General features: G+C 71.3%; 20 protein-coding genes and 1 other RNA gene. 14 read left to right on the top strand and 7 right to left on the bottom strand.

Translation table 11 applies throughout. The annotated features are described in order from the left end of the window. The first annotated feature begins 112 nt into the window (after positions 1-112). The 3 genes from SMD20_RS23550 to SMD20_RS23540 all read left to right on the top strand — a co-directional run bounded on the left by SMD20_RS23550 (position 113) and on the right by SMD20_RS23540 (position 6,045). Positions 113-658 carry a sigma-70 family RNA polymerase sigma factor gene (locus SMD20_RS23550; RefSeq protein WP_020541421.1) on the top strand — a complete coding sequence of 182 codons (546 nt, stop codon included), beginning with the start codon at positions 113-115 and terminating at the stop codon, positions 656-658. Continuing rightward, positions 658-855, top strand: a complete 198-nt coding sequence (locus tag SMD20_RS23545) for a zf-HC2 domain-containing protein (protein WP_091079819.1) — start codon at positions 658-660, stop codon at positions 853-855. The genes SMD20_RS23550 and SMD20_RS23545 overlap by 1 nt, the downstream gene beginning before the upstream one ends. A 315-nt stretch (positions 856-1,170) precedes the next feature. Continuing rightward, positions 1,171-6,045, top strand: a complete 4,875-nt coding sequence (locus tag SMD20_RS23540; RefSeq protein WP_329584574.1) for an NAD-glutamate dehydrogenase — start codon at positions 1,171-1,173, stop codon at positions 6,043-6,045. 40 nt (positions 6,046-6,085) lie between these two features. Here SMD20_RS23540 and SMD20_RS23535 read toward each other — a convergent pair whose 3' ends face one another. Continuing rightward, positions 6,086-7,105, bottom strand: coding sequence for a hypothetical protein (locus SMD20_RS23535; RefSeq protein WP_329584573.1), 1,020 nt, complete (start codon positions 7,103-7,105; stop codon positions 6,086-6,088). Positions 7,106-7,152: 47 nt separating this feature from the next. Here SMD20_RS23535 and prfB point away from each other — a divergent pair, with 47 nt between their 5' ends. Next, positions 7,153-8,271, top strand: coding sequence for a peptide chain release factor 2 (gene prfB / locus SMD20_RS23530; RefSeq protein ID WP_329584571.1), 1,119 nt, complete (start codon positions 7,153-7,155; stop codon positions 8,269-8,271). A 69-nt stretch (positions 8,272-8,340) separates the two neighbouring features. On the opposite strand, the gene SMD20_RS23525 is transcribed toward prfB, so the two are convergent. Then, positions 8,341-8,532 (bottom strand): hypothetical protein, encoded by a 192-nt coding sequence (locus SMD20_RS23525; protein ID WP_329584570.1) that lies wholly within the window; start codon positions 8,530-8,532, stop codon positions 8,341-8,343. Positions 8,533-8,734: 202 nt separating this feature from the next. Between SMD20_RS23525 and ftsE the strand changes: the two genes are divergently transcribed. From ftsE to ssrA, 5 genes are all read left to right on the top strand, one after another. After that, positions 8,735-9,424 carry a cell division ATP-binding protein FtsE gene (gene ftsE / locus SMD20_RS23520; RefSeq protein ID WP_020541427.1) on the top strand — a complete coding sequence of 230 codons (690 nt, stop codon included), beginning with the start codon at positions 8,735-8,737 and terminating at the stop codon, positions 9,422-9,424. 20 nt (positions 9,425-9,444) lie between these two features. Then, complete coding sequence (ftsX, locus tag SMD20_RS23515; protein ID WP_329584566.1) at positions 9,445-10,353, top strand: permease-like cell division protein FtsX; 909 nt, start codon at positions 9,445-9,447, stop codon at positions 10,351-10,353. A gap of 23 nt (positions 10,354-10,376) precedes the next feature. After that, positions 10,377-10,844 carry an SsrA-binding protein SmpB gene (gene smpB / locus SMD20_RS23510; protein ID WP_091079798.1) on the top strand — a complete coding sequence of 156 codons (468 nt, stop codon included), beginning with the start codon at positions 10,377-10,379 and terminating at the stop codon, positions 10,842-10,844. 20 nt (positions 10,845-10,864) lie between these two features. Next, positions 10,865-12,721 carry a penicillin-binding transpeptidase domain-containing protein gene (locus SMD20_RS23505; protein ID WP_329584564.1) on the top strand — a complete coding sequence of 619 codons (1,857 nt, stop codon included), beginning with the start codon at positions 10,865-10,867 and terminating at the stop codon, positions 12,719-12,721. Positions 12,722-13,046: 325 nt separating this feature from the next. Continuing rightward, positions 13,047-13,430, top strand: a transfer-messenger RNA (tmRNA) gene (gene ssrA / locus SMD20_RS23500). A gap of 50 nt (positions 13,431-13,480) precedes the next feature. Here ssrA and SMD20_RS23495 read toward each other — a convergent pair. The 5 genes from SMD20_RS23495 to SMD20_RS23475 form a co-directional block, all read right to left on the bottom strand. Continuing rightward, positions 13,481-14,665 carry a serine hydrolase domain-containing protein gene (locus SMD20_RS23495; protein WP_329584562.1) on the bottom strand — a complete coding sequence of 395 codons (1,185 nt, stop codon included), beginning with the start codon at positions 14,663-14,665 and terminating at the stop codon, positions 13,481-13,483. Between the two features lie 42 nt (positions 14,666-14,707). Beyond that, complete coding sequence (locus SMD20_RS23490; protein ID WP_329584561.1) at positions 14,708-15,085, bottom strand: hypothetical protein; 378 nt, start codon at positions 15,083-15,085, stop codon at positions 14,708-14,710. 117 nt (positions 15,086-15,202) lie between these two features. After that, positions 15,203-15,787 carry a hypothetical protein gene (locus SMD20_RS23485; RefSeq protein WP_329584560.1) on the bottom strand — a complete coding sequence of 195 codons (585 nt, stop codon included), beginning with the start codon at positions 15,785-15,787 and terminating at the stop codon, positions 15,203-15,205. Between the two features lie 32 nt (positions 15,788-15,819). Further along, on the bottom strand, positions 15,820-16,572 hold the full coding sequence (locus SMD20_RS23480) for a trypsin-like serine protease (RefSeq protein WP_329584559.1): 753 nt from the start codon (positions 16,570-16,572) through the stop codon (positions 15,820-15,822). Positions 16,573-16,650: 78 nt separating this feature from the next. Beyond that, entirely contained in the window at positions 16,651-17,052 is a 402-nt protein-coding gene (locus tag SMD20_RS23475) for a hypothetical protein (protein WP_329584557.1), read from the bottom strand. Between the two features lie 100 nt (positions 17,053-17,152). Between SMD20_RS23475 and SMD20_RS23470 the strand changes: the two genes are divergently transcribed. From SMD20_RS23470 to SMD20_RS23450, 5 genes are all read left to right on the top strand, one after another. Further along, a complete protein-coding gene (locus SMD20_RS23470; protein ID WP_329584555.1) occupies positions 17,153-18,121 on the top strand; it encodes a GlxA family transcriptional regulator in 969 nt (322 codons plus the stop codon). Positions 18,122-18,140: 19 nt separating this feature from the next. Beyond that, the gene (locus SMD20_RS23465; RefSeq protein ID WP_329584553.1) at positions 18,141-19,859 is read left to right on the top strand and encodes a serine/threonine-protein kinase; all 1,719 of its coding nucleotides are present in this window, start codon (positions 18,141-18,143) and stop codon (positions 19,857-19,859) included. A gap of 4 nt (positions 19,860-19,863) precedes the next feature. Beyond that, positions 19,864-22,710, top strand: coding sequence for an AfsR/SARP family transcriptional regulator (locus SMD20_RS23460; RefSeq protein ID WP_329584552.1), 2,847 nt, complete (start codon positions 19,864-19,866; stop codon positions 22,708-22,710). A gap of 90 nt (positions 22,711-22,800) precedes the next feature. Beyond that, entirely contained in the window at positions 22,801-23,397 is a 597-nt protein-coding gene (locus SMD20_RS23455; protein WP_329584550.1) for a hypothetical protein, read from the top strand. Continuing rightward, positions 23,381-23,938: an OmpA family protein gene (locus tag SMD20_RS23450; protein WP_329584549.1), complete on the top strand. Its 558-nt coding sequence runs from the start codon at positions 23,381-23,383 to the stop codon at positions 23,936-23,938. Before SMD20_RS23455 ends, SMD20_RS23450 begins: the two co-directional genes overlap by 17 nt. Positions 23,939-23,941 lie beyond the last annotated feature (3 nt).

Genomic DNA, 23,941 nt, shown 5'->3' with positions numbered 1-23,941 from the left:
GAGGTACGCGGCGGCAGCGGGTCAGGTTCAGCTATGGCCGGGAATAGTTAGAAATGACTGGAGTTATCGGAGTGGCTACCGGACCGATAACAAAGGTGTAAAGATGTGCCCCGTGCTAGGTCACCTCGACGGCAGGTTCGAGAGTGCGGATGCCGAGGCGGAGCACCGCATCGCGGTGCTTTACCAGGAGTTCGGCGGCCCTCTGCTGCGCCACGTGCGCAAAAGTACTGGTAACGACCTCCAATGGGCCGAAGACGTCGTGCAGGAGACGCTCGTCCGAGCCTGGCGTAACTCGGCAAGACTGCAATGGGAACCAAGCCTCTTATGGGCGTGGCTACTGACGGTAGCCCGCAGGATTGTCATCGACGGACGTCGACGCAAGAGCGTGCGGCCTCACGAGGTCGAGCCGCCGGAAGTCGACATGATGGCGGTGCCGGACGGCTCTGAGCGAGCCCTGTCGGCGATCGTCGTCGCCGACGCGCTCCGCAGTCTGTCCGACGAACACCGCGAAGTCATTGAGCAGACCTACCTCCGAGACCGTACGATAAGTGAGGCGGCGGAGATTCTGGGGATTCCGCCGGGCACGGTGAAGTCCCGGCTCTACTACGGCATCCGGGCTCTCCGCGAGCTGCTGCGGGACAAGGGGGTAGCCGGCTGATGCATGACGAGGTGGCCGCCTACGTCCTCGGTGTCCTCGATGAAGAGGAGCACGAGGCGTTCGAGCGCCACCTCGACGAGTGCGAGCAGTGCCGGCGCGAGCTCGTCGAGCTCGTCGAGTTGCCCGAGCAGCTCGACGAGCTGAAGCACACCCCCTCCGCCTCCGACGACGACCCCCCTATGTCGATGTCGCGTTGACGTGCACCCCCTTTTCGGGTGGTATCGGTAACGGCAAGGCTTTCAGGGGGAGGTGTTCGATGGGCATCGATGGTGATGCGCTCGTTCCCCGGCATCCCCGGCCAGGTCCTGGAGGCGATGACGCCCCAGGGCCTTCTCGCGTCGTCCCCGAGCCCCGCCGCGGCGTCCGGGCTGTGGGATGCTTTCCGGCCGCCCCCTCCTGGCTGGGCCTGCCGCGCGTCCGCACGCGCCCGCACTACTACTTCCCGCTGTTCCGGGAACAAGAGCCTGGCCGTGACCGGCCCGGCCAACCCTCACAAAGGAGTGAGACCTGACATGCCCCTCGACGAGGCCAAGGACGAGCTGCTCCAGCGAGCGGCCGAGCACTGCGTGGCGAGCAGTGAACACGTGATCACCGAGGAGGCGCTCTCCTTCCTGCGGCTCTACTACCGCCACGTGGCCCCCGAGGACCTGCTGCACCGCAACCCCGTCGACGTGTACGGCCCCGCGATGTCGCAGCGCCAGCTCGCCGAGCAGCGTCCCCAGGGCCGTGCCGTGATCCGCGCCTTCACCCCCACCATCGAGGAGAACGGGTGGGACCCCGGCCACTCGGTGGTCGAGGTGGTCACCGACGACATGCCGTTCCTGGTCGACTCGGTGACGATGGAGCTGGACCGGCACGACCTCGGCATCCACCTGCTGGTCCACCCGCAGATGCGGGTGCGCAGGGACATGACGGGCCGCATGCTGGGCCGGGGCCAGGAGGACGTCACCGGCCAGATGCTGGTCGAGTCCTGGATCCACATCGAGATCGACAGGCAGGCCGACCCGGCGGCGCTGAAGGCGCTGGAGAACGACCTGCAGCGGGTGCTCACCGACGTGCGCCACGCGGTCGAGGACTTCAGGAAGATGCGGGCGGTCGCCGTCCAGGTCTCCGAGGACCTCAGCATGAGCCCGCCGCCGCTGGAGCCGGCTGAGGTCGAGGACAGCATCGACCTGCTGCGCTGGCTCGCCGACGGGCACTTCACCTTCCTCGGCTACCGCGAGTACCGGCTGGAGGACACCGACCGGGGCGAGGCGCTGCGGGCGCTGCCGGGCGCGGCGCTCGGCATCCTGCGCGACGACCGGATCGGCTCCGAGAGCTTCTCGGTGCTGCCGCCCGAGGTGCGGGCCAAGGCGCGCGAGAAGCAGCTCATGATCATCACCAAGGCCAACTCGCGGGCCACCGTCCACCGGGCGGCCTACCTCGACTACATCGGGGTCAAGATGTTCTCGCCGGACGGCGAGGTCATCGGCGAGCGCCGCTTCCTCGGCCTGTTCACCCACGTGGCCTACAACGAGTCGATCTCCCGCATCCCGGTGCTGCGCCGCAAGCTGGCCGACGTGCTCGAGCGGGCCGGGCTCGCCCCCGACAGCCACGACGGCAAGGACCTCATCGAGATCCTGGAGTCGTTCCCGCGCGACGAGCTGTTCCAGACCTCTGTCGAGCAGTTGCTGCCGATCGCGCTCGGCGTGCTGCGGCTGCGCGAGCGCAAGCAGGTCAAGCTGTTCCTGCGCCGCGACGACTACGGCCGCTACATCTCCTGCCTCATCTACCTGCCGCGCGACCGCTACACCACCAAGGTCCGGCTGAAGATGCAGGAGGTGCTGCTCAAGGCGCTGGGCGGCCGGTCGCTCGACTACAGCGCGATGATCGGCGAGTCGTCGCTGGCCCGCCTGCACGTCGTGGTGCGGGGCGAGCGGGGCAAGCAGCTCCCGCCGCCGCGCGTGGACGTGGAGGAGCTGGAGGCGCGCCTGGCCGCCATCACCCGCTCCTGGGAGGACGACCTGGCCGTCGCGCTGGCCGAGATGACCTCCGAGGAGGAGGCGCCGGCGCTCATCCGCCGCTACGCCTCCGCCTTCCCCGAGGGCTACAAGGCCGACTTCCCGCCCAAGGTGGCCGTGGTCGACCTGCGCCGTCTGGAGGAGCTGGTCGCGGGCGGCGACGGCGGCGAGGTCGGGATCAACCTCTACGAGCCGTACGACGCGGCCGAGGGGGAGCGGCGGCTCAAGATCTACAAGATCGGCTCGCCCATCTCGCTGTCCCACGCGCTGCCCCTCATCCAGCGGCTCGGCGTCGAGGTCGTGGACGAGCGGCCCTACGAGGTCGACCGGGACAACGACCCGGCCACCAAGAATGCCTGGATCTACGACTTCGGCCTGCGCTACACGCCGGCGGCCGAGGTGGACAGGAACGACTTCAAGCGCCTGTTCCAGGACGGCCTGCGGGCCCTGTGGACGGGCCGGGTGCAGGCCGACGACTTCAACGCGCTGATCCTGCGGGGCGGGCTGACCTGGGAGCAGGTCGAGGTCCTGCGGGTGTACGCCAAATACCTGCGGCAGGCGGGCAGCACGTTCTCGCAGCCGTACATGGAGAAGGTGCTCACCGGCAACGTGCGGCTGGCGCGGCTGCTGGTCAACCTGTTCGAGGCGCGGCTCGACCCGCGGCGGGACGAGGACGTGCGGTGCGACCTGGTGGACGCGCTGAACGAGGAGATCCTGGGCGCGCTCGACGAGGTGGCCTCGCTGGACGAGGACCGCATCCTGCGGGCGTACCTGGAGATGATTCAGGCGACATTGCGCACCAATTACTTCCAGACGGTGGATGGACAGCGCAAAACGTACATATCTCTCAAATTCGACCCGCAGGCCATCAGTGTGCTGCCGTTGCCGCGGCCGAAGTACGAGATATTCGTCTACTCGCCGCGCGTGGAAGGCGTGCATCTCCGGTTCGGGAAGGTGGCGCGCGGCGGTCTGCGTTGGTCGGACCGGATGGAGGATTTCCGGACGGAGATCCTCGGCCTGGTCAAGGCGCAAATGGTGAAAAACACCGTTATTGTCCCGACTGGGTCTAAAGGTGGATTTGTCGTTAAGCGTCCTCCGGTGGGCGGCACCCGTGAGGAGCTGATGGCCGAGGGCATCGCCTGCTACCGCACGTTCATCTCCGGCCTGCTGGACGTCACCGACAACCTCGTGGACGGCAAGGTCGTGCCCCCGCGCGACGTGGTCAGGCACGACGGCGACGACACCTACCTCGTCGTCGCGGCCGACAAGGGCACCGCCACCTTCTCCGACATCGCCAACGCGGTGGCCAAGGAGTACGGCTTCTGGCTCGGCGACGCCTTCGCCTCCGGCGGCTCCATCGGCTACGACCACAAGGCCATGGGCATCACCGCGCGCGGCGCCTGGGAGTCGGTGAAATACCACTTCCGCACGACGGGCGTGGACACCCAGACGACCGACTTCACCGTGGTCGGCATCGGCGACATGTCGGGCGACGTGTTCGGCAACGGCATGCTGCTGTCCGAGCACATCCGCCTCGTGGCCGCCTTCGACCACCGGCACATCTTCGTCGACCCCGTCCCCGACGCCGCCCGCTCCTACGCCGAGCGGCGGCGCCTGTTCGAGCTGCCGCGCAGCTCCTGGGAGGACTACGACCCCGGGCTGATCTCGGCGGGCGGCGGCGTCTTCTCCCGCAGCGCCAAGTCCGTCCAGATCACGCCGCAGATGCGCGAGGCGCTCGGCATCCCGGCCGGCGTCACCTCGATGGCGCCCACCGACCTGATCAGCGCCATCCTCAAGGCCCCGGTCGACCTGCTGTGGAACGGCGGCATCGGCACCTACGTCAAGGCGTCGTCCGAGTCGCACGCCGACGTCGGCGACAAGGCCAACGACGTGCTCCGCGTCGACGCCGCCGACCTGCGCTGCAAGGTCATCGGCGAGGGCGGCAACCTGGGCATGACCCAGCTCGCCCGGATCGAGTTCGCGCGCGACGGCGGCCTGGTCAACACCGACTTCATCGACAACTCGGCCGGCGTCGACACCTCCGACCACGAGGTGAACATCAAGATCCTGCTCGACCAGGTCGTCCGCGACGGCGAGCTGACCGACAAGCAGCGCAACCAGGTCTTCACCTCGATGACCGACGAGGTCGCCCAACTCGTGCTGCGCGACAACCACGCCCAGAACGTGGTCCTCGACGCCGCCCGCGCCCAGGCCGTCGAGATGCTGCACATCCACTCCCGCTACCTGCGGCGGCTGGAGCGCGAGGGGCTGGTCAACCGGGAGCTGGAGTTCCTGCCCTCGGACAAGACGCTGGCCGAGCGCCGCCAGGCGCGGCTCGGGCTGACCTCGCCCGAGTTCTCCGTGCTGCTCGCCTACACCAAGCTGGTGCTGGACGCCGAGGTGCTGAACTCCGACCTGCCCGACGAGCCCTACCTGGAGTCGTGGCTGGTCTCGTACTTCCCGTCGGCCCTGCGGGAGCGGTTCCGTCCGTACATGGACGCGCACCCGTTGCGCCGCGAGATCATCACCACCTGCGTGGTGAACGAGCTGGTCAACTCCATGGGCACCACGTTCATGCACCGCTTCGGCGAGGAGACCGGCGCCTCCGCGCCCGACATCGTGCGGGCCTGGCTGGTCGCGCGCGAGCTGTTCGACCTGCCGAGCTTCTACCGGGCGGTCGAGGCCCTCGACAACCAGGTGGACACCGCCACCCAGATCGCCATGCTGCTGGAGGCGCGCAAGCTGGTCGAGCGGGGTACCCGCTGGCTGCTGGCCAACCGCCGGCCGCCGCTCGACCTCGCCGGGTCGGCCGGCTTCTTCATCAAGGGCGTCAACGGGCTGCTCGCCCACATCCCCAAGCTGCTCACCGGCCCCGACCAGGCAGCTTACGAGGATCGCCGGGACGCCTTCCTCGCCCGCGGCGTGCCGCAGGAGCTGGCCGAGCGGGTGGCCGGGATGGTGCCCGCGTACTCCACGCTCGACCTGGTGGAGATCGCCTCGCACAGCGAGCGGCCGGTCAGCGAGGTGGCCGAGGTCTACTTCGACCTGGCCGACCGGCTCCAGCTGGCCCGCCTGCGGGAGCGCGTGATCGCGCTGCCCAGGGACAACCGCTGGAACTCCATCGCCCGCTCGGCGCTGCGCGACGACCTCTACGCCGCGCACGCCTCGCTCACGCAGGACGTGCTGGCCCACAGCGAGCCGGGCCTCGCGCCCGAGGAGCGGCTGGCCCGCTGGTCGGAGGCCAACTCGGCGGCCGTGGCGCGGGCCAGGCAGACGCTGTCGGAGATCTGGGAGAGCGACAACTTCGACCTGGCCACGTTGTCGGTCGCGCTGCGGGCCGTCCGCACCCTGGTGGCCGCCAGCAACCTCCCCTACACGGAGGCGTAGTCACCGGGTTCCCGGGCGCGGCGCCGCCGCGCCCGGGGGCTCACGTGCCGGTGGCGCGGGTGAGGCCCCCGTCGTGGGCGATCACGGCCGCCGCCCCCGCCTTGGCGATGGGCGGGACCGCGGTGGCGAACTGGTGCGTCTCGACCAGCCGCAGCGTGCGTCGCAGCACCGTCGAGTTGATCGCCCAGCGGGCCGCGTCGGGCACCGGGATGTAGTCGTCCTCGGCCGTCTTGGTGGTCGTGGTCGTCGTGCGCGACAGCGAGTATTGGATCAGCGCCCCGCCGTCGGCGGTGCGCAACGCGTAGACGGGGAAGCTGTCGGCGCTGAAGATGGAGTCGTAGCTGAAGCCGTCGGCCTTCGCCTTCTCCCGCAGCGAGGCGATCTGCTCGGCCACCTCGGTGGTGTAGGGGCCGGCCGCCACCAGCCCCGCCGTCACGCCCGACGAGCCGGTCTCGGCCACGCTGGCGTGCACCGGCTGCATGAACTGCGGGCTGATGGTGACGCTCTTGTCGTCAGGGGACAGCGCCGTGGCGTAGCCCTCGGCGTCCTCGGCGATCTCCGGCAGCTTCTGGCCGGGCAGGAGCTCGGCCACCGAGCTCAGCCGCCACCGGTCGGACCTCGCGAAGGTCAGCAGCGTCGGCCGGCCGTCGCGGGTCGCGAGAGCGGTGAACCAGGGCGCCTGCTCGGCGGGGCCGAACTTCGGCACGAAGAGGGCGGGCGTGCCCCATCGGTAGCGGGGCGGCGCGTAGTCGGTGGACAGGTAGGCGGCGAGGCTCAGCAGGGTCTGCCCGCCGGTCGTGAGGTCGACCGCCATGCGCAGGCGGCCGTCGAGGTCGCTCTTGACGCGCAGCGTGTCGTCGGTGGCGGTGATCTCGGCGAACACCTCGGCGGCCTCGGCCTTGGTGATCGCGACCAGGCTCGGCGAGGGCGTGGGCGTGGCCGTCACGGCCGCCGCGGACCTGGTCGGAGGGGGCGGCGCGGCGTCACTTGAGCAGGCGGTCGCCCCGGCCAGGACGCCGGCGGCGAGCGCCAGGAGCCACCGCCGCCCGAATGCACGCACCTCGCCATGTTATTCGGGCCCGCGACGGTCGCGTACCCTTGGGAGACGTGGCAGGCATCGATCCGGCAGAAGAGATCAACGAGCTCGCGGGCACGCTCCGCAGCATCCAGGACGTGCTCGACCTCGACGCGATGCGCAAGCAGATCGAGGAGCTGGAGCAGCAGGTCGCCGCGCCCGACCTCTGGGACGACCCCGAGCAGGCCCAGAAGGTCACGAGCAAGCTCTCCCATCTCCAGGGCGAGCTCAACCGCGTCGACGGCGTGGCCCGCCGGCTCGACGACCTGGGCGTCCTCTACGAGCTCGCGGCCGAGGAGGGCGACGCCGACACGCGCGCCGAGGCCGACAAGGAGCTGGAGTCGCTGAGGTCCGACATCGGCGCGCTGGAGGTCCGCACCCTGCTGTCGGGCGAATACGACGCCCGCGAGGCCCTGGTCAGCATCAACGCGCAGGCCGGCGGCGTCGACGCGGCCGACTGGGCCGAGATGCTGCTGCGCATGTACCTCCGGTGGGCCGAGCGCAAGGGCTACTCCACCGAGGTCTACGACACCTCCTACGCCGAGGAGGCCGGCATCAAGTCGGCCACCTTCACGATCAAGGCCCCCTACGCCTACGGCACGCTGCGCGGCGAGCACGGCACGCACCGCCTGGTCCGCATCAGCCCGTTCGACAACCAGGGGCGGCGGCAGACCTCGTTCGCGGGGGTCGACATCGTCCCGGTCGTGGAGCAGACCGACCACATCGACATCAACGAGGACGAGATCCGCGTCGACGTCTACCGCTCCAGCGGCCCCGGCGGCCAGGGCGTCAACACCACCGACTCCGCCGTGCGCATCACGCACCTGCCGACCAACATCGTGGTCTCCTGCCAGAACGAGCGCTCGCAGCTCCAGAACCGCGCCACCGCCATGGCGGTCCTGCAGGCCAAGCTGCTGGAGCGCAAGCGGCAGGAGGAGGCCGAGAAGATGTCGGAGCTGCGCGGGGCCACGACCACGTCGTGGGGCACGCAGATCCGCAACTACGTGCTGCACCCCTACCAGATCGTCAAGGACCTGCGCACGGGCACCGAGGCGGGCAACCCGACGGCGGTGCTCGACGGCGACCTCGACGAGTTCATCGAGTCGGAGATCCGGTGGATGCGGCGGCAGGAGTCGGGCGCGGCGGAGTGAGGCCCGGCCGCCCGGGATGAGCGGGCGGGCTGAGCGCCCGTGCCGAGCGGCCCGTCCTGAGTGGTCCGCTTACCGGACGACCAGGTGCTCGGCCGCGAGTGTCGCGAAGAGCAGGACGACCAGCAGCACGGCGATCAGGGCGGGCGAGAGCCCGGCGAAGCCGTGCTGGTGCATCCGCTCGCGGTTGGCGCGGCAGAGCGGGCAGCGGCCCTCGATGACGGGGTGGGCGCACTGCGCGCATACGAGGTGTTCGCAACTCATGTCAGCCCCAAGTCTAGCCGCACAATCGTTTTGTTTCCGTTATGGACGTTCCATGCCAGTCTTCCCCCTAGACTGTCGTCTGGCCAATCGGAACGTCGATCATTGGTAAAGCGACGGCCGCCGAGTGGCCGGTGGCGGGAAGTGGGCATGTGCCACCCTCGCTTCCGTCCTGACCCCTAGACTGGCATGCCGTGATGCTCTCGTGATCCATTTCGATAATGTCACCAAGGTCTACGCCAACCAGAACCGGCCCGCTCTCGACCACGTGTCCGTAGACGTGGACAAGGGCGAGTTCGTGTTCCTCGTCGGCCCTTCGGGGTCAGGCAAGTCCACGTTCCTGCGTCTGGTCCTCAAGGAGGAGCGGCCCAACTCCGGGGCGATTCACGTCGCCGGCAAGGATCTGGCCCGCCTCTCCAACTTCAAGGTGCCGCACCTGCGCCGCCGCATCGGCTGCGTCTTCCAGGACTTCCGGCTGCTGCCGAACAAGAACGTCTACGAGAACGTGGCGTTCGCGCTCGAAGTCATCGGCAAGCCCCGGCGGTTCATCCGCAAGGTCGTGCCCGAGGTCATCGAGCTGGTCGGCCTGGAGGGCAAGGCCCACCGCATGCCCGACGAGCTGTCCGGCGGCGAGCAGCAGCGCGTCGCCATGGCCCGCGCGTTCGTCAACAGGCCGATGATCCTGCTGGCCGACGAGCCCACGGGCAACATCGACCCCGCGACGAGCATCGGCATCATGAAGGTGCTCGACCGCATCAACAGGACTGGCACCACGGTCGTCATGGCCACGCACGACGCGGCCATCGTCGACTCCATGCGCAAGCGTGTCGTGGAGCTGGAGGACGGCAAGATCGTCCGTGACCAGTCGCGTGGCGTTTACGGCCAGGCGTACTGACAGGGAGCTGTAGACAGAACATGCGGGCGAACTTCATCTTCTCCGAGGTCTGGATCGGCCTCCGTCGCAACCTGACCATGACGATCGCGGTGGTCATCACCGTGGCGGTCGGAATGGCGATGCTGGGCGTCGGCCTGATGATCAACGCCCAGGTGGGTCTGATCCGCGGTTACTGGGACGACAAGGTCGAGGTCTCGGTCTTCCTGTGCACCAAGGGCTCCGCCGTCCAGGCCTGCAACGGCAAGGCGATCACGCAGGCCCAGACCACCAAGCTCCAGGAGCACATCAAGGGCACCCCTGGAGTCAAGGAGGTCTTCTACGAGGACCAGGCGGCCGCCTACGAGAACTTCCAGCAGGCCTTCGCCTCCAACAAGGCCCTGCTGAGCGCCACCAAGGTCGAGGACATGCCGACCTCGTTCCGGATCAAGGTGGCCGACCCCAGCAACTACCAGTCGGTCATCCAGGCGATCCAGGGCCAGCCCGGGGTCTCCCAGGTGACCGACCAGAAGCAGCTCGTCGGGCCGTTCTTCCTGATGCTCGACAAGCTCGCCTACTACGCGCTGGCGGTCGCGATCATCCTGGTGCTGGCGGCGGCGCTGCTCATCGGCAACACCGTCCGGCTGTCGGCGTTCAACCGGCGGCGGGAGACCGGCATCATGCGGCTGGTCGGCGCCTCCAACCTCTACATCCAGCTCCCCTTCATCATGGAGGGCGTGATCGCGGGTCTCATCGGCGGCGTCTTCGCGGCGGTCATGCTGATCGTCACGAAGGTCCTGCTGTTCGAGGAGCTCGGCGCCTTCGTCGGCGGGCCGACGGCGCAGCTCGGCTGGGACACGGTCGCGCAGACGATCACCTTCACCATGATCATCGGCGTGGTGATCTGTGTGCTCGCGTCGTTCGTCACCCTCCGCCGATACCTCAGAGTGTGACGGAACGCCGGTAAAGTCGAAACATGCCACGTGAGACCGGGCGGAAGGTCATCGCCCAGAACAAACGCGCTCGGCACGATTACCACATCGAGGACACCTTCGAGGCGGGGCTCGTGCTGCAGGGCACCGAGGTCAAGTCGCTCCGCGAGGGCCGCGCCTCGCTCGTCGACGGCTACGCCAGCATCGACGGTGACGAAGCGTGGCTGCTCAACGTGCATATCCCCGAATACGCGCAAGGGACGTGGACCAACCACGCCGCCCGCCGCAAGCGCAAGCTGCTGCTGCACCGCAAGGAGATCGACAAGCTCGCCGTCAAGACCAAGGAGGGCGGGCTGACGATCATTCCGCTGTCGCTGTACTTCAAGGACGGCCGGGCCAAGGTCGAGATCGGCCTGGCCCGCGGCAAGAAGGACTGGGACAAGCGGCAGACGCTGGCGGAGCAGCAGGCCAAGCGGGAGATGGCCCGCGCCCTGCGCTACCGCCACCGATGAGAGGCGCGACACCGCCAGCGATGAGACGCGCCCGCCGCACCCTCTCCGCGACCGTCACCCTGGCGATCGCGTGCACCACGCTGACCGGCTGCTTCGAGGAGCCGTCACCGCACGACGCGGTGCGCGACTTCCTCGTGGGCTGGCAGAGCGAGGACTACGACCTGGCCGCCGGCCGCACCGACGGCGACCAGGCGACCGTACGCAAGGCCCTGTCGGACGCCAAGCTGGAGCTCGACGCGGCCTCGTTCCGGTTCAAGATCAAGAGCGTCACCATGGACGGCGAGGAGTCCAAGGCCGACTTCCGCGCCGAGGTCGACCTGGGCGAGAACAACCCGCTCTGGGAGTACGACGGCGTGCTGCCGCTGCACCTGGTGGACGGCACGTGGAAGGTGCGCTGGTCGCCGTCCGTGCTGCACCCGCAGCTCAAGGAGGGCGAGCGCTTCGCGGTCGACATCGGGCCCAACCCGCGCCAGCCGGTCGTCGACCGCACCGGCGACCCGCTGCAGACCGACACCGTGCTCTACGTCGCCGGCGTCTACCCCGCCCAGCTCGGCGACCGGGCCGAGGAGGTCGTCGACAAGCTGTCGAAGATCACCGACTACGCCCAGGACCGGCTGCTGAGCCGCATCAGGTCGTCCCCGCCGGACAAGTTCGTGCCGCTGGTGACCTTCGGCCGCTCGCGCTACCAGGCGCTGCAGAGCAAGCTCAACGCGATCCCCGGCATCAAGATCGATCCGCAGGACCAGCCGGTCAACCCCGACGCGCCCCGGCAGATCGTCGGCAGCGTCAGCGCCCTGACCCCCGAGACCGAGCAGAAGCTCGGCGGCCCGCAGCGGGCCGGCGACTCCGTCGGCAAGAGCGGCCTGCAGCAGGCCTACCAGAACTACCTGACCGGCTCCACCGAGACCAAGGTCATCACGCTCGACCTCAAGACCGGCAAGGAGGTCGCCCGGCTCAAGGAGTGGCCGGGCCGGCAGAACGTCTCGGTCAAGACCACCCTCGACCGGGGCGTGCAGGCCGCCGCCGAGCAGGCCGTGGCCGACTCCGCCACCAGCTCACTCGTCGTGGTGGACAAGAACTCCGGCGAGATCCGCGCGGTCGCCACCAAGAACATGCACCAGGAGAAGGACGCGCTGGCCGGCAAGTTCCCCGCCGGCACGGCGTTCTCGATCGTGGCGGCCGACGCGCTGCTCAAGGCCGGGGTGAGCCCCAAGCAGCGGCTGAGCTGCCCGGCCGAGCGCACCGTCGGCGGTGCCAGGTTCGTGCACGCCGGGCAGCTCGGCGCCAGTACGTCGGGCACCTTCCAGGAGAACTTCGCCAAGGGCTGCGTCACCGCGCTCGCCTCGCTGGCCCGCCGGGTCAAGGCCGACGACCTGCGCAAGAGCGCGGAGGCGTTCGGGGTGGGGCAGTCGTGGCGGCTGCCGCTGAAGTCGTTCAACGGCTCGTTCCCGTCCCTGGCCGGCGACGCCGACAAGGCCAAGGCGATCGCGGGTCAGAACGTCCAGGTCAGCCCGCTCGGCATGGCGCTGGTCGGGGCCGCGGTGGCGTCCGGCACCTGGCGTCCGCCCGTGCTCGTCACCGATCCCAAGTCGTCCGACGCCGCCACCGAGAAGGCGCCGCTCGTCCAGCCCGACCCCGTGCCGATGGACGCGAAGGTACGCACGGCGCTGACCACGATGATGCGGGCCGGCGCGCTCGGCACGCCGGCGCTGGCGCAGCAGCGGGCCAAGGTCTACGGCGTGACGGCGACGGCGGGCAACCAGCTGACCTGGTTCGTCGGCTGGCAGGGCGATCTGGCCGTCGCGGTGCTGTCGAAGAACTACAACGCCTCGGCCGTCGCGGGGAGCTTCTTCTCGGCCCTTCGCACCTCTCCGTGAAAACGTCGTGACGGCGAGCAACCATCGGCTGCTCGCCTGGCGTCTTCCTTAGTGACTGGGCCCGCTCGGGGGGTTGCGGTCCCAGTCGCCGTGATGAGATCAGGGCTTCATCTCGGGGGAAGCCCTGCCGTCCGGACCGGCTCGACCCTGCCGGTCGGCCCCCGGGAGCGTGTGCTTGTGCGCCGCGCTCCCGGGGGTTTCGGCATGTCCGGGGGCGGTCGCGCCGCGGGGAATTAAGTTGGCGTCAGAGGCGTTGTGGCGTGTAGATTCAAGTTGCTCACCTCGTTCGCGACTCGCTCGCGTGGGGTGTGTTGACAACTGCACAGGGGGTGACTGGCTTCGACTTCGACTTTGCAAGCCAGGTGAAGCGGGCCGAGGACTGCGGACATAACCTCGTTAATCCTGTGACCGCAAACAACAAGTGCCAACTCTAAGCGCACTGTGGTCGGCCAGGACTCCCTGGCCCTCGCTGCCTAAGTAGCGAAACCACTGTCAGCCCGGGAGCGCCTTCGGCCCGGTGTCTGGCATCGTCAGAAGGCTCAACCGATCAACCCGGCCACGGGGGCGATCGGGAAATCTAACAGTGGCTGAGCCCGTCGGCGACTCGCCTGCGTGATCGCCGGGGCTGAGAAAAACACAGCAGGCTGCGCCCGGAGAAGCCCTGACTTGGGGTTGAAGGACGCGGGTTCGATTCCCGCCACCTCCACTCATCTGTATCAGCGACGGCGGTGTCCCATGGGACACCGCCGTTTTCGCGTTTCAGGAGCGGATCTCCGCGAGGGAGGCGCGTACGGCGGCCACCAGGTTCGCCGCGCGCGGGTCCTGCGGGTTGTCCTCGATGCGGTTCATGACGTAGGCGAAGGCGAGGCCGGTCGCCGGGTCGGCGTAGCCGATCGAGCCGCCGTAGCCGGAGAAGCCGAAGGCGGTGGGGGAGTGCCAGAAGGCGTCCGGGGTGGGCAGGCCGAAGCCGGTGGCGATCCGCACCGGGGCACGCAAGATCTGGTCCACGCCGCTGACCTGCTCCTTCGTGGCGGCGGTCAGCGTGGCGGGGGTCAGCACGCGGTGGCCGTCGACCTCGCCGATGAGGGCCGCGTAGAAGCGGGCGAGAGCGCGGGCGGTGCAGATGCCGTTCGTGGCGGGCATCTCGGCGTGCTGCTCCTCCGGGTCGTCGTGGTTCAGCGGGGGCGCGAAGAGGGTCACGGCGCGCGTGGTCAGCGAGGCAGGGTCGGCGAAGGCGGCCATGACCTCGCGCATCGGCTCCGGGATCGCGTCGAGGTCGACGGTGGCCAGGGCGTCGAAGTCGATCGGCGTGGTGACGAGCCGGCTCACCCGGTGCGCCTGCGACTTCGGCAGGCCGATCCACAGGTCCAGGCCAAGTGGCGCGGCGATCTCCTCGGCCAGGAACGTGCCGAGGCTGCGCCCGCTCACCCGGCGGACGACCTCGCCGACCAGCCAGCCGTAGGTGTGCGCGTGGTAGCCGTGGGCGGTGCCCGGCTCCCAGTACGGCCGCTGCGCGGCCAGCGCCTCCACCACGGGTGTGCCGGCGATCGCGTCGGCCTTGGTGAGCGGGCGGTCCACGGCGGGCAGCCCCGCCTGATGGGTGAGCAGCCACCGCACCGGGATGCGATCCTTGCCGTGCGCGGCGAACTCGGGCCAGTAGCGGGCCACGGGCGCGTCCAGGTCCAGCTCGCCGCGCTGGGCCAGCAGGAGGGCGCAGGCCGCCGTCACCGCCTTGGTCGTGGAGAAGACGACCTGGAGGGTGTCGCGTTCCCAGGGCCTGCCGGTCGCCGGGTCTGCGAGGCCGCCCCACAGGTCGACGACGGGGCGGCCGTGCAGGTAGACGGCGACCGCCGCCCCTGCCTCGTGGCCGCCGGTCAGGTTGGCCGCGAACGCCTCACGTACGGGTTCGAATCCCGGCGTGGTGTCTCCGCTGATCTCGGGCATGCGTCATCGCCTTCCGTTGCTTCGCGTGATGGGACGCGGAGGCTAGCGGCGCCACTTCCCGACCAGCCAGGCGCACAGCTCCTGCTCGGTCATCTCGGGAAACTCCGCGGCGAACGTGGCGAGCGCGCGGATCGCCTCGTCACGGGTGAATCCGCGGGCCGCCGCCTCCTTGAGGTATTCCTGGCGGGCCAGCGTCGGCCGGCCCCCGCCGGAGCCTCGGCCGGGCAGCCCGTCGCGCCAGCGCACGATGTCGGCGACCCGCTCGGGACGCCAGCCCGGGGCGCCGTCGACCTCCACGTCCGGCTCGGGGAAGGGATGGTCGGACCCGGACGGGTAGCGGGTGCGCCACTTGTGCACCGCGTGCCTGCTCACCCCCAGCGCCTCGGCGATGCCGACGACGCCCAGGTAGGGGATGGGCATGGGTGCACCTGCTTGTCGGTCCGGGCCTCCTTCGTGGATCTCCAGTAGTACCACTGCCGGTGCCCTGCCTTCGACGGCCGGGCGCTGTAAACATGGTCTCTCATCGAGACGATGTTTTCAAGCTGTGCCGAGGATGATGACCGGGCCCTCCTCCTCGTCGAAGCGTTCGCTTCCGATGGCGACGCCGGTGGATGCCTCGACGAAGGCGAGTGCCGCCGCGCGCCGGCCCGTGAAGTCGTCGCGGGGAACGGTGGCGAGGAGTCTGTGGAGGCCGGCCACCGCGGCCGGGTCGCCTTCCTCGGTGATGTGGTCGGCGAAGTGGAAGCGGTCCACGCGGGTCCTGACGCGGCCGCCCGCCGCGTAGAGGAGGGTGCTCTGGCCGCTGAAGTTCCAGCTCGTCAGCCATACCCGGCAGTCCTCGCTGAGTGTGGCGACGATGTCGTCGGAGGCGGGAATGCCGGACCAGTCGAGGAAGCCCCAGGCGCCGTCGCCCTCGAAGGCGAAGATCAGCGCGCCGTCGGCGTTCGCGTTGGCGTCGACGGGGTCCGGCACGATCCGTTGTTCGGGGTCGTGGCCGCCGTTCAGTCGCCACAAAACGTCGTCGCAGGTCAGGTCCTCGTCGAGGGGCTGGACGACGAGCCAGCAGAGGCACTCTTCCAGCCAGCCGCGACGCTGGAGGAGGTCTCGGTAGTAGTCGATCACCCGGTCAGCGTTCCACGGGAACGGCTGCCGCGTCAGCGCGGGAGGGTGACGTACTTGCCGAGGAAGGTGCGGGCCGACTGGCTGTCGAGGCGGTAGTCGTAGTTGGTGCCCTTGCAGGCGTCGTCGGCGCCACTGATGGAGGTGGCCACCAGCAGGTGCGAGTCGGGGCCGCCGAGGAAGTTGGGGCCGCCCGAGTCGCCGAAGCAGGTGCTGCCGTCGCTCTTGACCGACATCGACAGGTTCAGCCAGCGCTTGGTCATCCCCTTGTAGGAGATGGACGCCTGGTTGCGGGTGTCGGTGTAGTGGTAGACCTCCTCGCGCGCCTTCTTGGCCGGCGCGAGGGAGCCGTACCCGACCGGGGTGAAGCGGGTCAGCTTGCCCTCGGCCTTGAGGCGGTCGAGCAGGCCGGGGGCGGGGAGCTGGGCGGGGCGGATGCCGGTGACGGGCTGGTCGAAGACGACCACCGCCATGTCATGCAGGTCCGATTTGTCGTTGAACCGAGGGTCCGGGATGAACCGGCCACTGTGGAGCGCGCTGCCGGGCTTGTACTGGGCGTCGAAGGTCACCTTGGCGGTCTTCTGTCCCTTCTCGCCGCAGTGGGCGGCGGTCAGGAAGACCGTCGGGGAGACGAGGGTGCCGGTGCAGTAGGTCCAGGTGTCGTCGGCGTGCGGCCGGTCGGCGACCATGGCGCCGACCTCGGGGTGGGTGTCACCGTCGGCCGAGCCGTTCGTGATGGCGGCCGCGGGCAGGGCGGTGGCGCCCGTCAGCAAAGTGGCAGCAATCATGACAAAAGGGACATAACGCATCCACAAAGGGTAGGCGACAGGCTGCCCAAAGTGGTAATGGCGACGTCACCGGGGTTGTCAGTGGGCGCAGCCCGCGTACTCGTCGAGGCGGAGCAGCATCGCGGCCAGCATGAGCGGGAACATGGCCACGTGCGCGAGCGTCATCATCATGCCCGCGTCGATCCAGCCGAGCCACAGCATCGGGAAGAGCGGCACGACCGGGACGAACATCGCCGCGCACATCTCCAGCGTCGAGGCCCAGCCGTGCCGGCGGAAGCGCATCCACGCGGCCATGCCGATCGACATGTTCAGCGCCATCACCAGGTAGCCCAGCTCGGGCTGCTCGCTGTGGGAGACGCCGAGGCCGAGCACGTCGAGCAGCGCGCCGAGGGCGAACATCCCGGCGAACATCGCGATGATCATCTCAAGGTAGTGGAGGGCGAATCTGCCCCAGTTACGGGTTTTCGTGGTGGTGGTCATGGCTCCGACTGTCCACGCGCGGGCGGGAGCGCGCCAAGGCGGACGGCCGGACAAGTCCGGAAACTTGGGGTCCTGGTCCTTTAACCCTAGAGTCGGGGGCATGGACGTCCGGCGGGTGGTCGTGGTGGCGTACGAGGCGGCCTCGCTGCTCGACCTCGCCTGCGTCACCTCCACGCTGGAGGAGGCCAACTGGCACGGCGCGGCGCCCTGCTACGAGGTGCGCGTCGCCGCCCCCGGCGGCAACCCGGTCACCTGCGGCACCGGGCTCACCGTCCAGGCCCAGCTCCCGCTGGAGCGCGTCACCGGGCCGCTCGACACGCTCGTCGTCTGCGGCGGCATCGGCTTCGAGGACGCGGCGGCGAGCCCGTCCGTCGTGGGCCACGTACGCCGGCTGGCCAGGGAGAGCCGGCGGGTCGCGTCCGTGTGCACCGGGGCGTTCGTGCTGGCCGCGGCCGGGCTGCTCGACGGGCGGCGGGCCACCACGCACTGGCGGCTCGCCGGCGAGCTGGCCGCCCGCCACCCAGAGGTCGCCGTCGACCCCGGCCCGATCTTCCTGCGGGACGGCGGCGTCGCCACCTCCGCGGGCGTCACCGCCGCACTCGACCTCACCCTCGCCCTCGTCGAGGAGGACAACGGCCCCGAACTGTCCCGCACCGTGGCCCGCCACCTCGTCACCTACCTGCAGCGGCCCGGCAACCAGGCGCAGATGAGCATGTTCGTCGCCTCGCCCTCGCCCGCGGACACCCTGGTCAAGCGGACCGTCGAGCACATCGGCGGCCACCTCGCCGACGACCTGTCCACCGCCGCGCTCGCCGGCGCGGCCGGGGTCAGCGAGCGTCACCTCACCCGGCTGTTCCTGCGCCACCTGGGCCGGACGCCCGGCCGGTACGTCCGCCAGGCCCGCGCCGAGGCCGCCGCCCACCTGCTGGTCTCCACGTCGCTGCCGATGGCCGCGATCGCGGCGCGCTGCGGGTTCGGGACGGCCGAGACGCTGCGGCAGGCGTTCCTCGACCGGTACGGGATCTCGCCCTCCCGCTACCGCCTGACGCAGCGCTCGGTCCTCGGCTGACCTGGCTAATGTGGCACCGATGAACGGCGATCGGGTCATAGGCGGCTACGCGCTGCGGCGCCTGCTCGGCCGGGGCGGCATGGGGGAGGTCCACCTCGCGGTCACGCCCACCGGCGGGCTGGCCGCCGTCAAGCTCATCGCCCCCGAGCTGGCCCGCGACCCGGCCTTCCGGCGGCGGTTCGAGCGGGAGGTGGCGGCGGCGCGGCGGGTCGCCCGCTTCTGCACCGCCGCCGTGCTCGACGCCGGGATCGACGGGGACGTCGCCTACCTGGTCACCGAATACGTCAAAGGGCCTGATCTGGCGCAGGCCGTACGGGACCAGGGGCCCCTGTCGGGCGGCAACCTGGAGGCGCTGGCGGTCGGGATCGCCACCGCGCTCAGCGCCATCCACGGGGCCGGGGTGGTGCACCGCGACCTCAAGCCGTCCAACGTGCTGCTGTCGCCGCTCGGGCCCCGGGTGATCGACTTCGGGATCGCGCAGCTCGCCGAGCACCGGAGCCTCGCCAGCCACGGCGTCGTCGGGACGCCCGCCTACATGGCGCCCGAACAGGTGCGCGGGGAGGTGGTCACGGAGGCGGCGGACGTGTTCGCGTGGGGCGGGGTGATCGCGTTCGCGGGGACGGGGCGGGCGCCGTTCGGCAGCGGGGCGCCGGGGGAGGTGCTGTACCGGATCGCGCAGGGCGAGCCGTGGCTGGACGGGCTCGACGAAGGGATCCGCGGGATCGTCGCCCGTGCGCTCGCCAAGGACCCGCGCCGCCGGCCCACCGCCCAGGGGCTGCTGGCCGAGCTGGTCGGCGGCAGCCCTCGGCTGTCCACCGCCAATGAGGTGGTGGAACGCGCCTGGACGGTCCCCCCGATGCCCGCGCCGCCGGCCGCGCCGCCGGCCGCCGAAGCGGCTAGGAGGCAGGCGCCCGCCCGTCCCGTGCCGCCTGAGCCCGTGCCGCCTGAGCCCGGGCCGCGCCGGGCGGAGACGCCGCAGGCGGAGGTCCCCGTGGCCGGGCCTCAGCCCATGCCGGCCGGGCCTCAGCCCCTGTCGGCCGGGCCCGCGCGCTCTTGGGCGGAGGCGTCTCGGCCGGCGGCGGCCCGAGGTGGAAAGGGCAGGCGGTGGCGGGCGTGGGCGCTCGGCGGTGGGGCCGGGGTGCTGGTGATCGCCGGGCTGGTCGTGGCCAGGCTGCTCACCCCCGGCTGGCCGTACGAGGCCGGGTTCGGTGAGGGGTGGGCCACCGGGACGTCGGCGGGGGGCGGCGCTTGGGCGGCCGAAGCCGGTTACGAGCTGAGCGTCAATCCCGGCTGGCGGCTGTGGAAGTCGGCGCCCAGGCGGGAGCCGGACGGCACGAGTGTGATCAGCGCGCGGGCCACGCTCGCCGAGGGCGGCGACGCGAGCGCGTACGGCGTGTGGTGCCACGGCTCGTCGTCCTCGGGCGCCCGTTACGACTTCCTGGTCAGCGGCTCGGGCATGGTCTCGATCGTCAAGCGCGGGGCGGGCACGGACGGCGCCGACCTGTACGGCCCCGCCCAGGGCCCCGTGAAGTCCTCCGCCCGGCTGGTCGCCGAGTGCGCGGATGGCGGTGCGGGCCGGGTCGCGTTACGGCTGTGGCTCGACGACCGGCTGGTGGCGGAGGCGGCCGACGCGGACGACCCGTACGGGCCCGGCGAGGCGGGCGTGATCGCCACCGCCGATCCCGGAGCCCCGGCCCGTGTCCGGTTCGACTCGTTCGTGCTGCGGCCGAAGGCGTGAGCCGGTGACCCGGTTCGGGGTGCTGGGCCCGCTGCGCGTCTCGGACGGGCGGACGCCGGGGCCGGCGAAGCACCGTACGCTCCTGGCCGCCCTCCTGCTGGCCGCCCCCGAACCGGTCACGGCGGGCCGGCTCATGGCCGCCGTCTGGGACGACCGGCCGCCGGTCTCGGCGGAGTCGGTGCTCCGGGTGTACGTCAGCGCGCTGCGCAAGCTCGTGACCGGCATCCGTACCGTGCCCGGCGGCGGCTACCTGCTCGACGTCGCGCCGGACGACGTGGACTGCCACCGCTTCGAGCGCCTGGTCGCCGAGGCGCGGCGGGAGCGGGCGGCGGGGCGGGCTGAGGCGGCGGCCGGTGGGCTGCGGGCGGCGCTGGGGCTGTGGCGGGGGCAGGCGCTCGACGGCGTCGAGTCCTCGGTGCTGCGGCGCGCGTACGGGGTGCCGCTGGAGGAGCTGCGGCTGACGGCGCTGGAGGAGCGGGTCGAGCTGGACCTGGGCCTGGGGCGGGGCGCGGAGGTGATCGGCGAGTTGCGGGCCCTGGTGGGCGCGCACCCGTTGCGTGAGCGGGCCTGGGTTCACCTGATGGACGCGCTGCACCAGGCGGGGCGGCGTTCGGAGGCGTTGGCGGCGTACCAGGATGCGCGCCGGACGTTGGTCGGGGAGCTGGGTCTGGAGCCGGGCGCCGAGCTGGCCGAGGCCCATCGCCGCGTGCTGCTGGACGCCCGGCCGCCGGTCCCGGTCGCCTCGGGCGACGGCGGAGGGTGGGGGCGGTCCGCCGGGGTGGTGGATGAGTTGCCGCCCGACATTTCGGACTTCTGTGGTCGGGGTGACGCGCTCGCCTGGATCGGCCGGACCGTGGCCGAGGCCGCGTCCACGGCCCCCGTCCACCTGGTCCTGCACGGCCCGCCCGGCGTCGGCAAGTCAGCGCTGGCCGTACACGCCGCCGCCGCCCTGAACCTCCCCGACGGGCGGCTTCATGCCTCGCTCGGGGCGAGGTCGGCCCAGGCCGTGCTGGAGGATCTGTTGCGCTCCCTGGGGTGTCCCGACGGGGCGGTGCCGGCCGCGCCGGACGAGCGGGTGCGGCTCTACCGGAGCCTGACCGCGCGCCGGCGGCTCCTGGTCGTGCTGGACGACGCCGCCGACGAGGCGCAGGTCCGGCCCCTGCTGCCGACCGGGCCGGGCAGCGTCACGCTGGTCACCAGCCGGTCGTCGCTGCCGGGGCTGGAGGCGGCGCGGGCGTACGAGCTGGGCCTCCTCACCGAGGACGAGGCGGTCGCGCTGCTCGCCGGCGTCGCCGGGGCCGACCGGGTACGCGCCGAGCCCGAGGCCGCCCGCCGCATCGTCCGGCTGTGCGGGCGGCTGCCGCTGGCCCTGCGCATCGCCGGGTCCCGGCTGGCCAGGAAGCCCGGCTGGACCCTTGACCACCTGGCCGGTCGGCTCGGGGACGAGCGGCGCAGGCTCGACGAGCTGAGCGCGGGCGACCTCGCCGTACGCGGCAGCCTGGCGCTCGGCTACCGCGGCCTGCCCGATCCGGAACGGCGGCTGCTGCGCGAGCTGGGCGCCTTCTCCGCGCCCGACTTCGCCCCCTGGGCGCTGGACGCGGAGCTGGAGCCGCTGGCCGAGGCCGGGCTGCTGCGCTCGCGCGGGCTGGACGAGGCCGGCCAGGAGCGGTACGGCTGGCACGACCTCACCCGCCTCTACGCCGCCGAACGCCTGGCCGAGGAGGACGGCGGGCCGGGCGGCGTGCTGGCCTGCCGGGCGGAGGCGATCCTGGAGCGGGTACGCCGGGCGCACGCCGCGCTCCTCCCCGCCGAGCCCGGCACCGGCCGTACCCGGATCCATCCGGAGCAGGGCGGGGATCCGGCGCTGGAGACCGGCCTGCTGCGCGGCGAGGCGCGCTGGCTGAGCGCCGAGCGCCGGTTCCTGGTGGCGGCGGTCGGCGACTTCCACCGTGCCGGGCTGTACGAGGCCGCCTGGCGGCTGGCGTTCTACCTCACGCCGCTGTTCGAGCTGAACGCCCATCACGACGACTGGCACGCCACCACGGCCACCGGCCTGGACGCGGCCCGCGCCGCCCGCCACCGCACCGGCGAGGCCCTGCTGCTGCGCGGCCTGGCCGACCTGCACCGGATCGAGGGCCGCCTGGAGGCCGCCGAGGCGGCGCTGCGCGCGGCCCTGCCGCTGGCGGAGGGCCTGGAGCTGGCCCGGGTCACGCTCCGGCTCGGCCTGGTCCAGGCCCGCCGCGCCGGGACGCGTCCGGCTCTCGGGCCGCAGGCGGAGCAGGCGCTGGGACGGGCGCTGCGGGTGTTCGAGGAGGCCGGTGACCGGCGGGGCCGGGCGGAGGCGCTGCGCGGGCTCGGCACGCTGCGGCGGGAGGCGGGGCCGCTGGAGGCGAGCCTCGCCGCGTACCGGGAGCTGGGGGACCGGCGCGGGGCGGCGGAGGTCTCGCTCGACCTGGCCAGGCTGCACCTGGCCGCCGGCCGGTACGCCGAGGCGCGGCGGTGCCTGGAACGGCGGCTGGAGGTCAACCGGCGGCTCGGCGACCGGTTGCCCGAGGCGGTCGCGCTGCTCGTACGGGCCGAGCTGGAGAACGCGGAAGGGCGGCACGGGCCCGCCGCGGCGGACGCCCGCGCGGCCCGCGAGACCTTCGTCCAGTACGGCGACCGCGCGAACGCCGCCCGCGCCCTCCTGGCGCTCAGCCGGGCGGCGCTCGCCGATGGTACGGATGATGCGATTGGTGGCTTCGTGCGCGCTATGGGAGAGTTTGACGGTCTTGGCGAGGGCGACCAGGACGCCCGGACAGGCGCGGCCGAGGCCGCGCGGCTCGCCGAGGAGGCCCGGCGGCGGCGATGACCGGGCCGGCGCGCCCCGGCTATGCGGATACTGAACGCCGCCTCCCTAGGGTCAGGGCCACATCCCCGAACGACGAAGGTGATCACGACGATGCGAAAGACGATCGCGCTGGCCGTCGCGGCGGCCGCGCTCGCGGGCTGCGGCGTGCTGCCGGGCGTTCCGCAGGGCAGCGGCGGCGAGGAGCGGCAGTCGCGGCCCGTCTCGGAGAGCACGACCGCGTCCGCCCCCGCGCAGCAGCCGGAGCCGGCCCAGGAGAGCGCTCCTCCGCAGCAGAGCGCGGTGATCGCGACCAAGGAGACCAAGGTCGGCGCCGGCGACATGTACGGCGAGGCCCGCGTCGACCTCACCGGCCTCAAGCGGCAGGGCAGGACCACCACCCTGACCTGGGTCATCACCGCCCTCGACGGCAAGGTCAACGTGCACAACAGCCTCGGCACCGGCACGCTGGACTTCACGGTCTCGGGCGTCGCCCTCATCGACCCGGTCAACGCCAAGCGCTACCGCGTCGCCCGCAACGGCACCGGCGCGGACGCCACGTGCGTGTGCGCCGGCACCCAGGGCCAGTTCCTGGAGAAGGGTGAGGCGTCCACGCTGTACGCCGTCTTCGCCGCCCCGCCGGCCGACGTGAGCACGATCAACGTTGAGATGCCGGGTATCGGGGTGTTCACCGATGTTCCGATCGCTTAGCGCGGCCCTGGTCCTCGCCCTGTCGTCCCCGACCCCGGCCCCCACCCCGGTGCCCGAGGTGCCGTCCGGCGCCACCGGTGTCGTCGAGGACCTGGTGCTGCCGGTCGAGGACATCATCGGCGAGGTCGAGTCCATGGACGGCACCGAGAGCGAGACCAAGCAGGGACGCCAGGTGACCCTCGCGGTGACCAGCGACGTGCTGTTCGCGCTGGACAAGTGGCGGCTCACGGCCAAGGCCAGGCAGCGGCTGGAGCAGGTGGCCGCCAAGGTCAACGCGGAGAGCGCGGGCGGCGTCGTCAGGATCGAGGGTCACACCGACGACCAGGGCACGGACGCCTACAACGTGACGCTGTCGCGCCGCCGCGCGCAGGCCGTCCAGCAGGCCGTACGCGGCATGATCACCGTCCCGGGCGTCACCCTCCAGGCCACCGGGTACGGCGAGAGCCGCCCCAAACTGCCCAACCTGGTGCAGGGCAGGCCGGTCGAGGGCAACCGGGCGAAGAACCGGCGGGTCGAGATCGTCTTCACCGCGAAGCGGTAGCCG

This window comes from Nonomuraea sp. LP-02 (assembly GCF_036289125.1).
Classification (GTDB): Bacteria; Actinomycetota; Actinomycetes; order Streptosporangiales; family Streptosporangiaceae; genus Nonomuraea; species Nonomuraea bangladeshensis.
Note: the sequence above shows the minus strand (reverse complement) of the source record. Positions and strands in the feature narration are given on the sequence as shown.

Excerpts from the sequence above, each read along its gene's own strand:
- SMD20_RS23545 (WP_091079819.1), top strand. The coding sequence starts at position 658 with ATGCATGACGAGGTGGCCGCCTACGTCCTCGGTGTCCTCGATGAAGAG.
- SMD20_RS23540 (WP_329584574.1), top strand. The coding sequence starts at position 1,171 with ATGCCCCTCGACGAGGCCAAGGACGAGCTGCTCCAGCGAGCGGCCGAG.
- SMD20_RS23525 (WP_329584570.1), bottom strand. The coding sequence starts at position 8,532 with ATGAGTTGCGAACACCTCGTATGCGCGCAGTGCGCCCACCCCGTCATC.
- ftsX (WP_329584566.1), top strand. The coding sequence starts at position 9,445 with ATGCGGGCGAACTTCATCTTCTCCGAGGTCTGGATCGGCCTCCGTCGC.
- smpB (WP_091079798.1), top strand. The coding sequence starts at position 10,377 with ATGCCACGTGAGACCGGGCGGAAGGTCATCGCCCAGAACAAACGCGCT.
- SMD20_RS23505 (WP_329584564.1), top strand. The coding sequence starts at position 10,865 with ATGAGACGCGCCCGCCGCACCCTCTCCGCGACCGTCACCCTGGCGATC.
- SMD20_RS23495 (WP_329584562.1), bottom strand. The coding sequence starts at position 14,665 with ATGCCCGAGATCAGCGGAGACACCACGCCGGGATTCGAACCCGTACGT.
- SMD20_RS23490 (WP_329584561.1), bottom strand. The coding sequence starts at position 15,085 with ATGCCCATCCCCTACCTGGGCGTCGTCGGCATCGCCGAGGCGCTGGGG.
- SMD20_RS23480 (WP_329584559.1), bottom strand. The coding sequence starts at position 16,572 with ATGATTGCTGCCACTTTGCTGACGGGCGCCACCGCCCTGCCCGCGGCC.
- SMD20_RS23475 (WP_329584557.1), bottom strand. The coding sequence starts at position 17,052 with ATGACCACCACCACGAAAACCCGTAACTGGGGCAGATTCGCCCTCCAC.
- SMD20_RS23470 (WP_329584555.1), top strand. The coding sequence starts at position 17,153 with ATGGACGTCCGGCGGGTGGTCGTGGTGGCGTACGAGGCGGCCTCGCTG.
- SMD20_RS23465 (WP_329584553.1), top strand. The coding sequence starts at position 18,141 with ATGAACGGCGATCGGGTCATAGGCGGCTACGCGCTGCGGCGCCTGCTC.
- SMD20_RS23455 (WP_329584550.1), top strand. The coding sequence starts at position 22,801 with ATGCGAAAGACGATCGCGCTGGCCGTCGCGGCGGCCGCGCTCGCGGGC.
- SMD20_RS23450 (WP_329584549.1), top strand. The coding sequence starts at position 23,381 with ATGTTCCGATCGCTTAGCGCGGCCCTGGTCCTCGCCCTGTCGTCCCCG.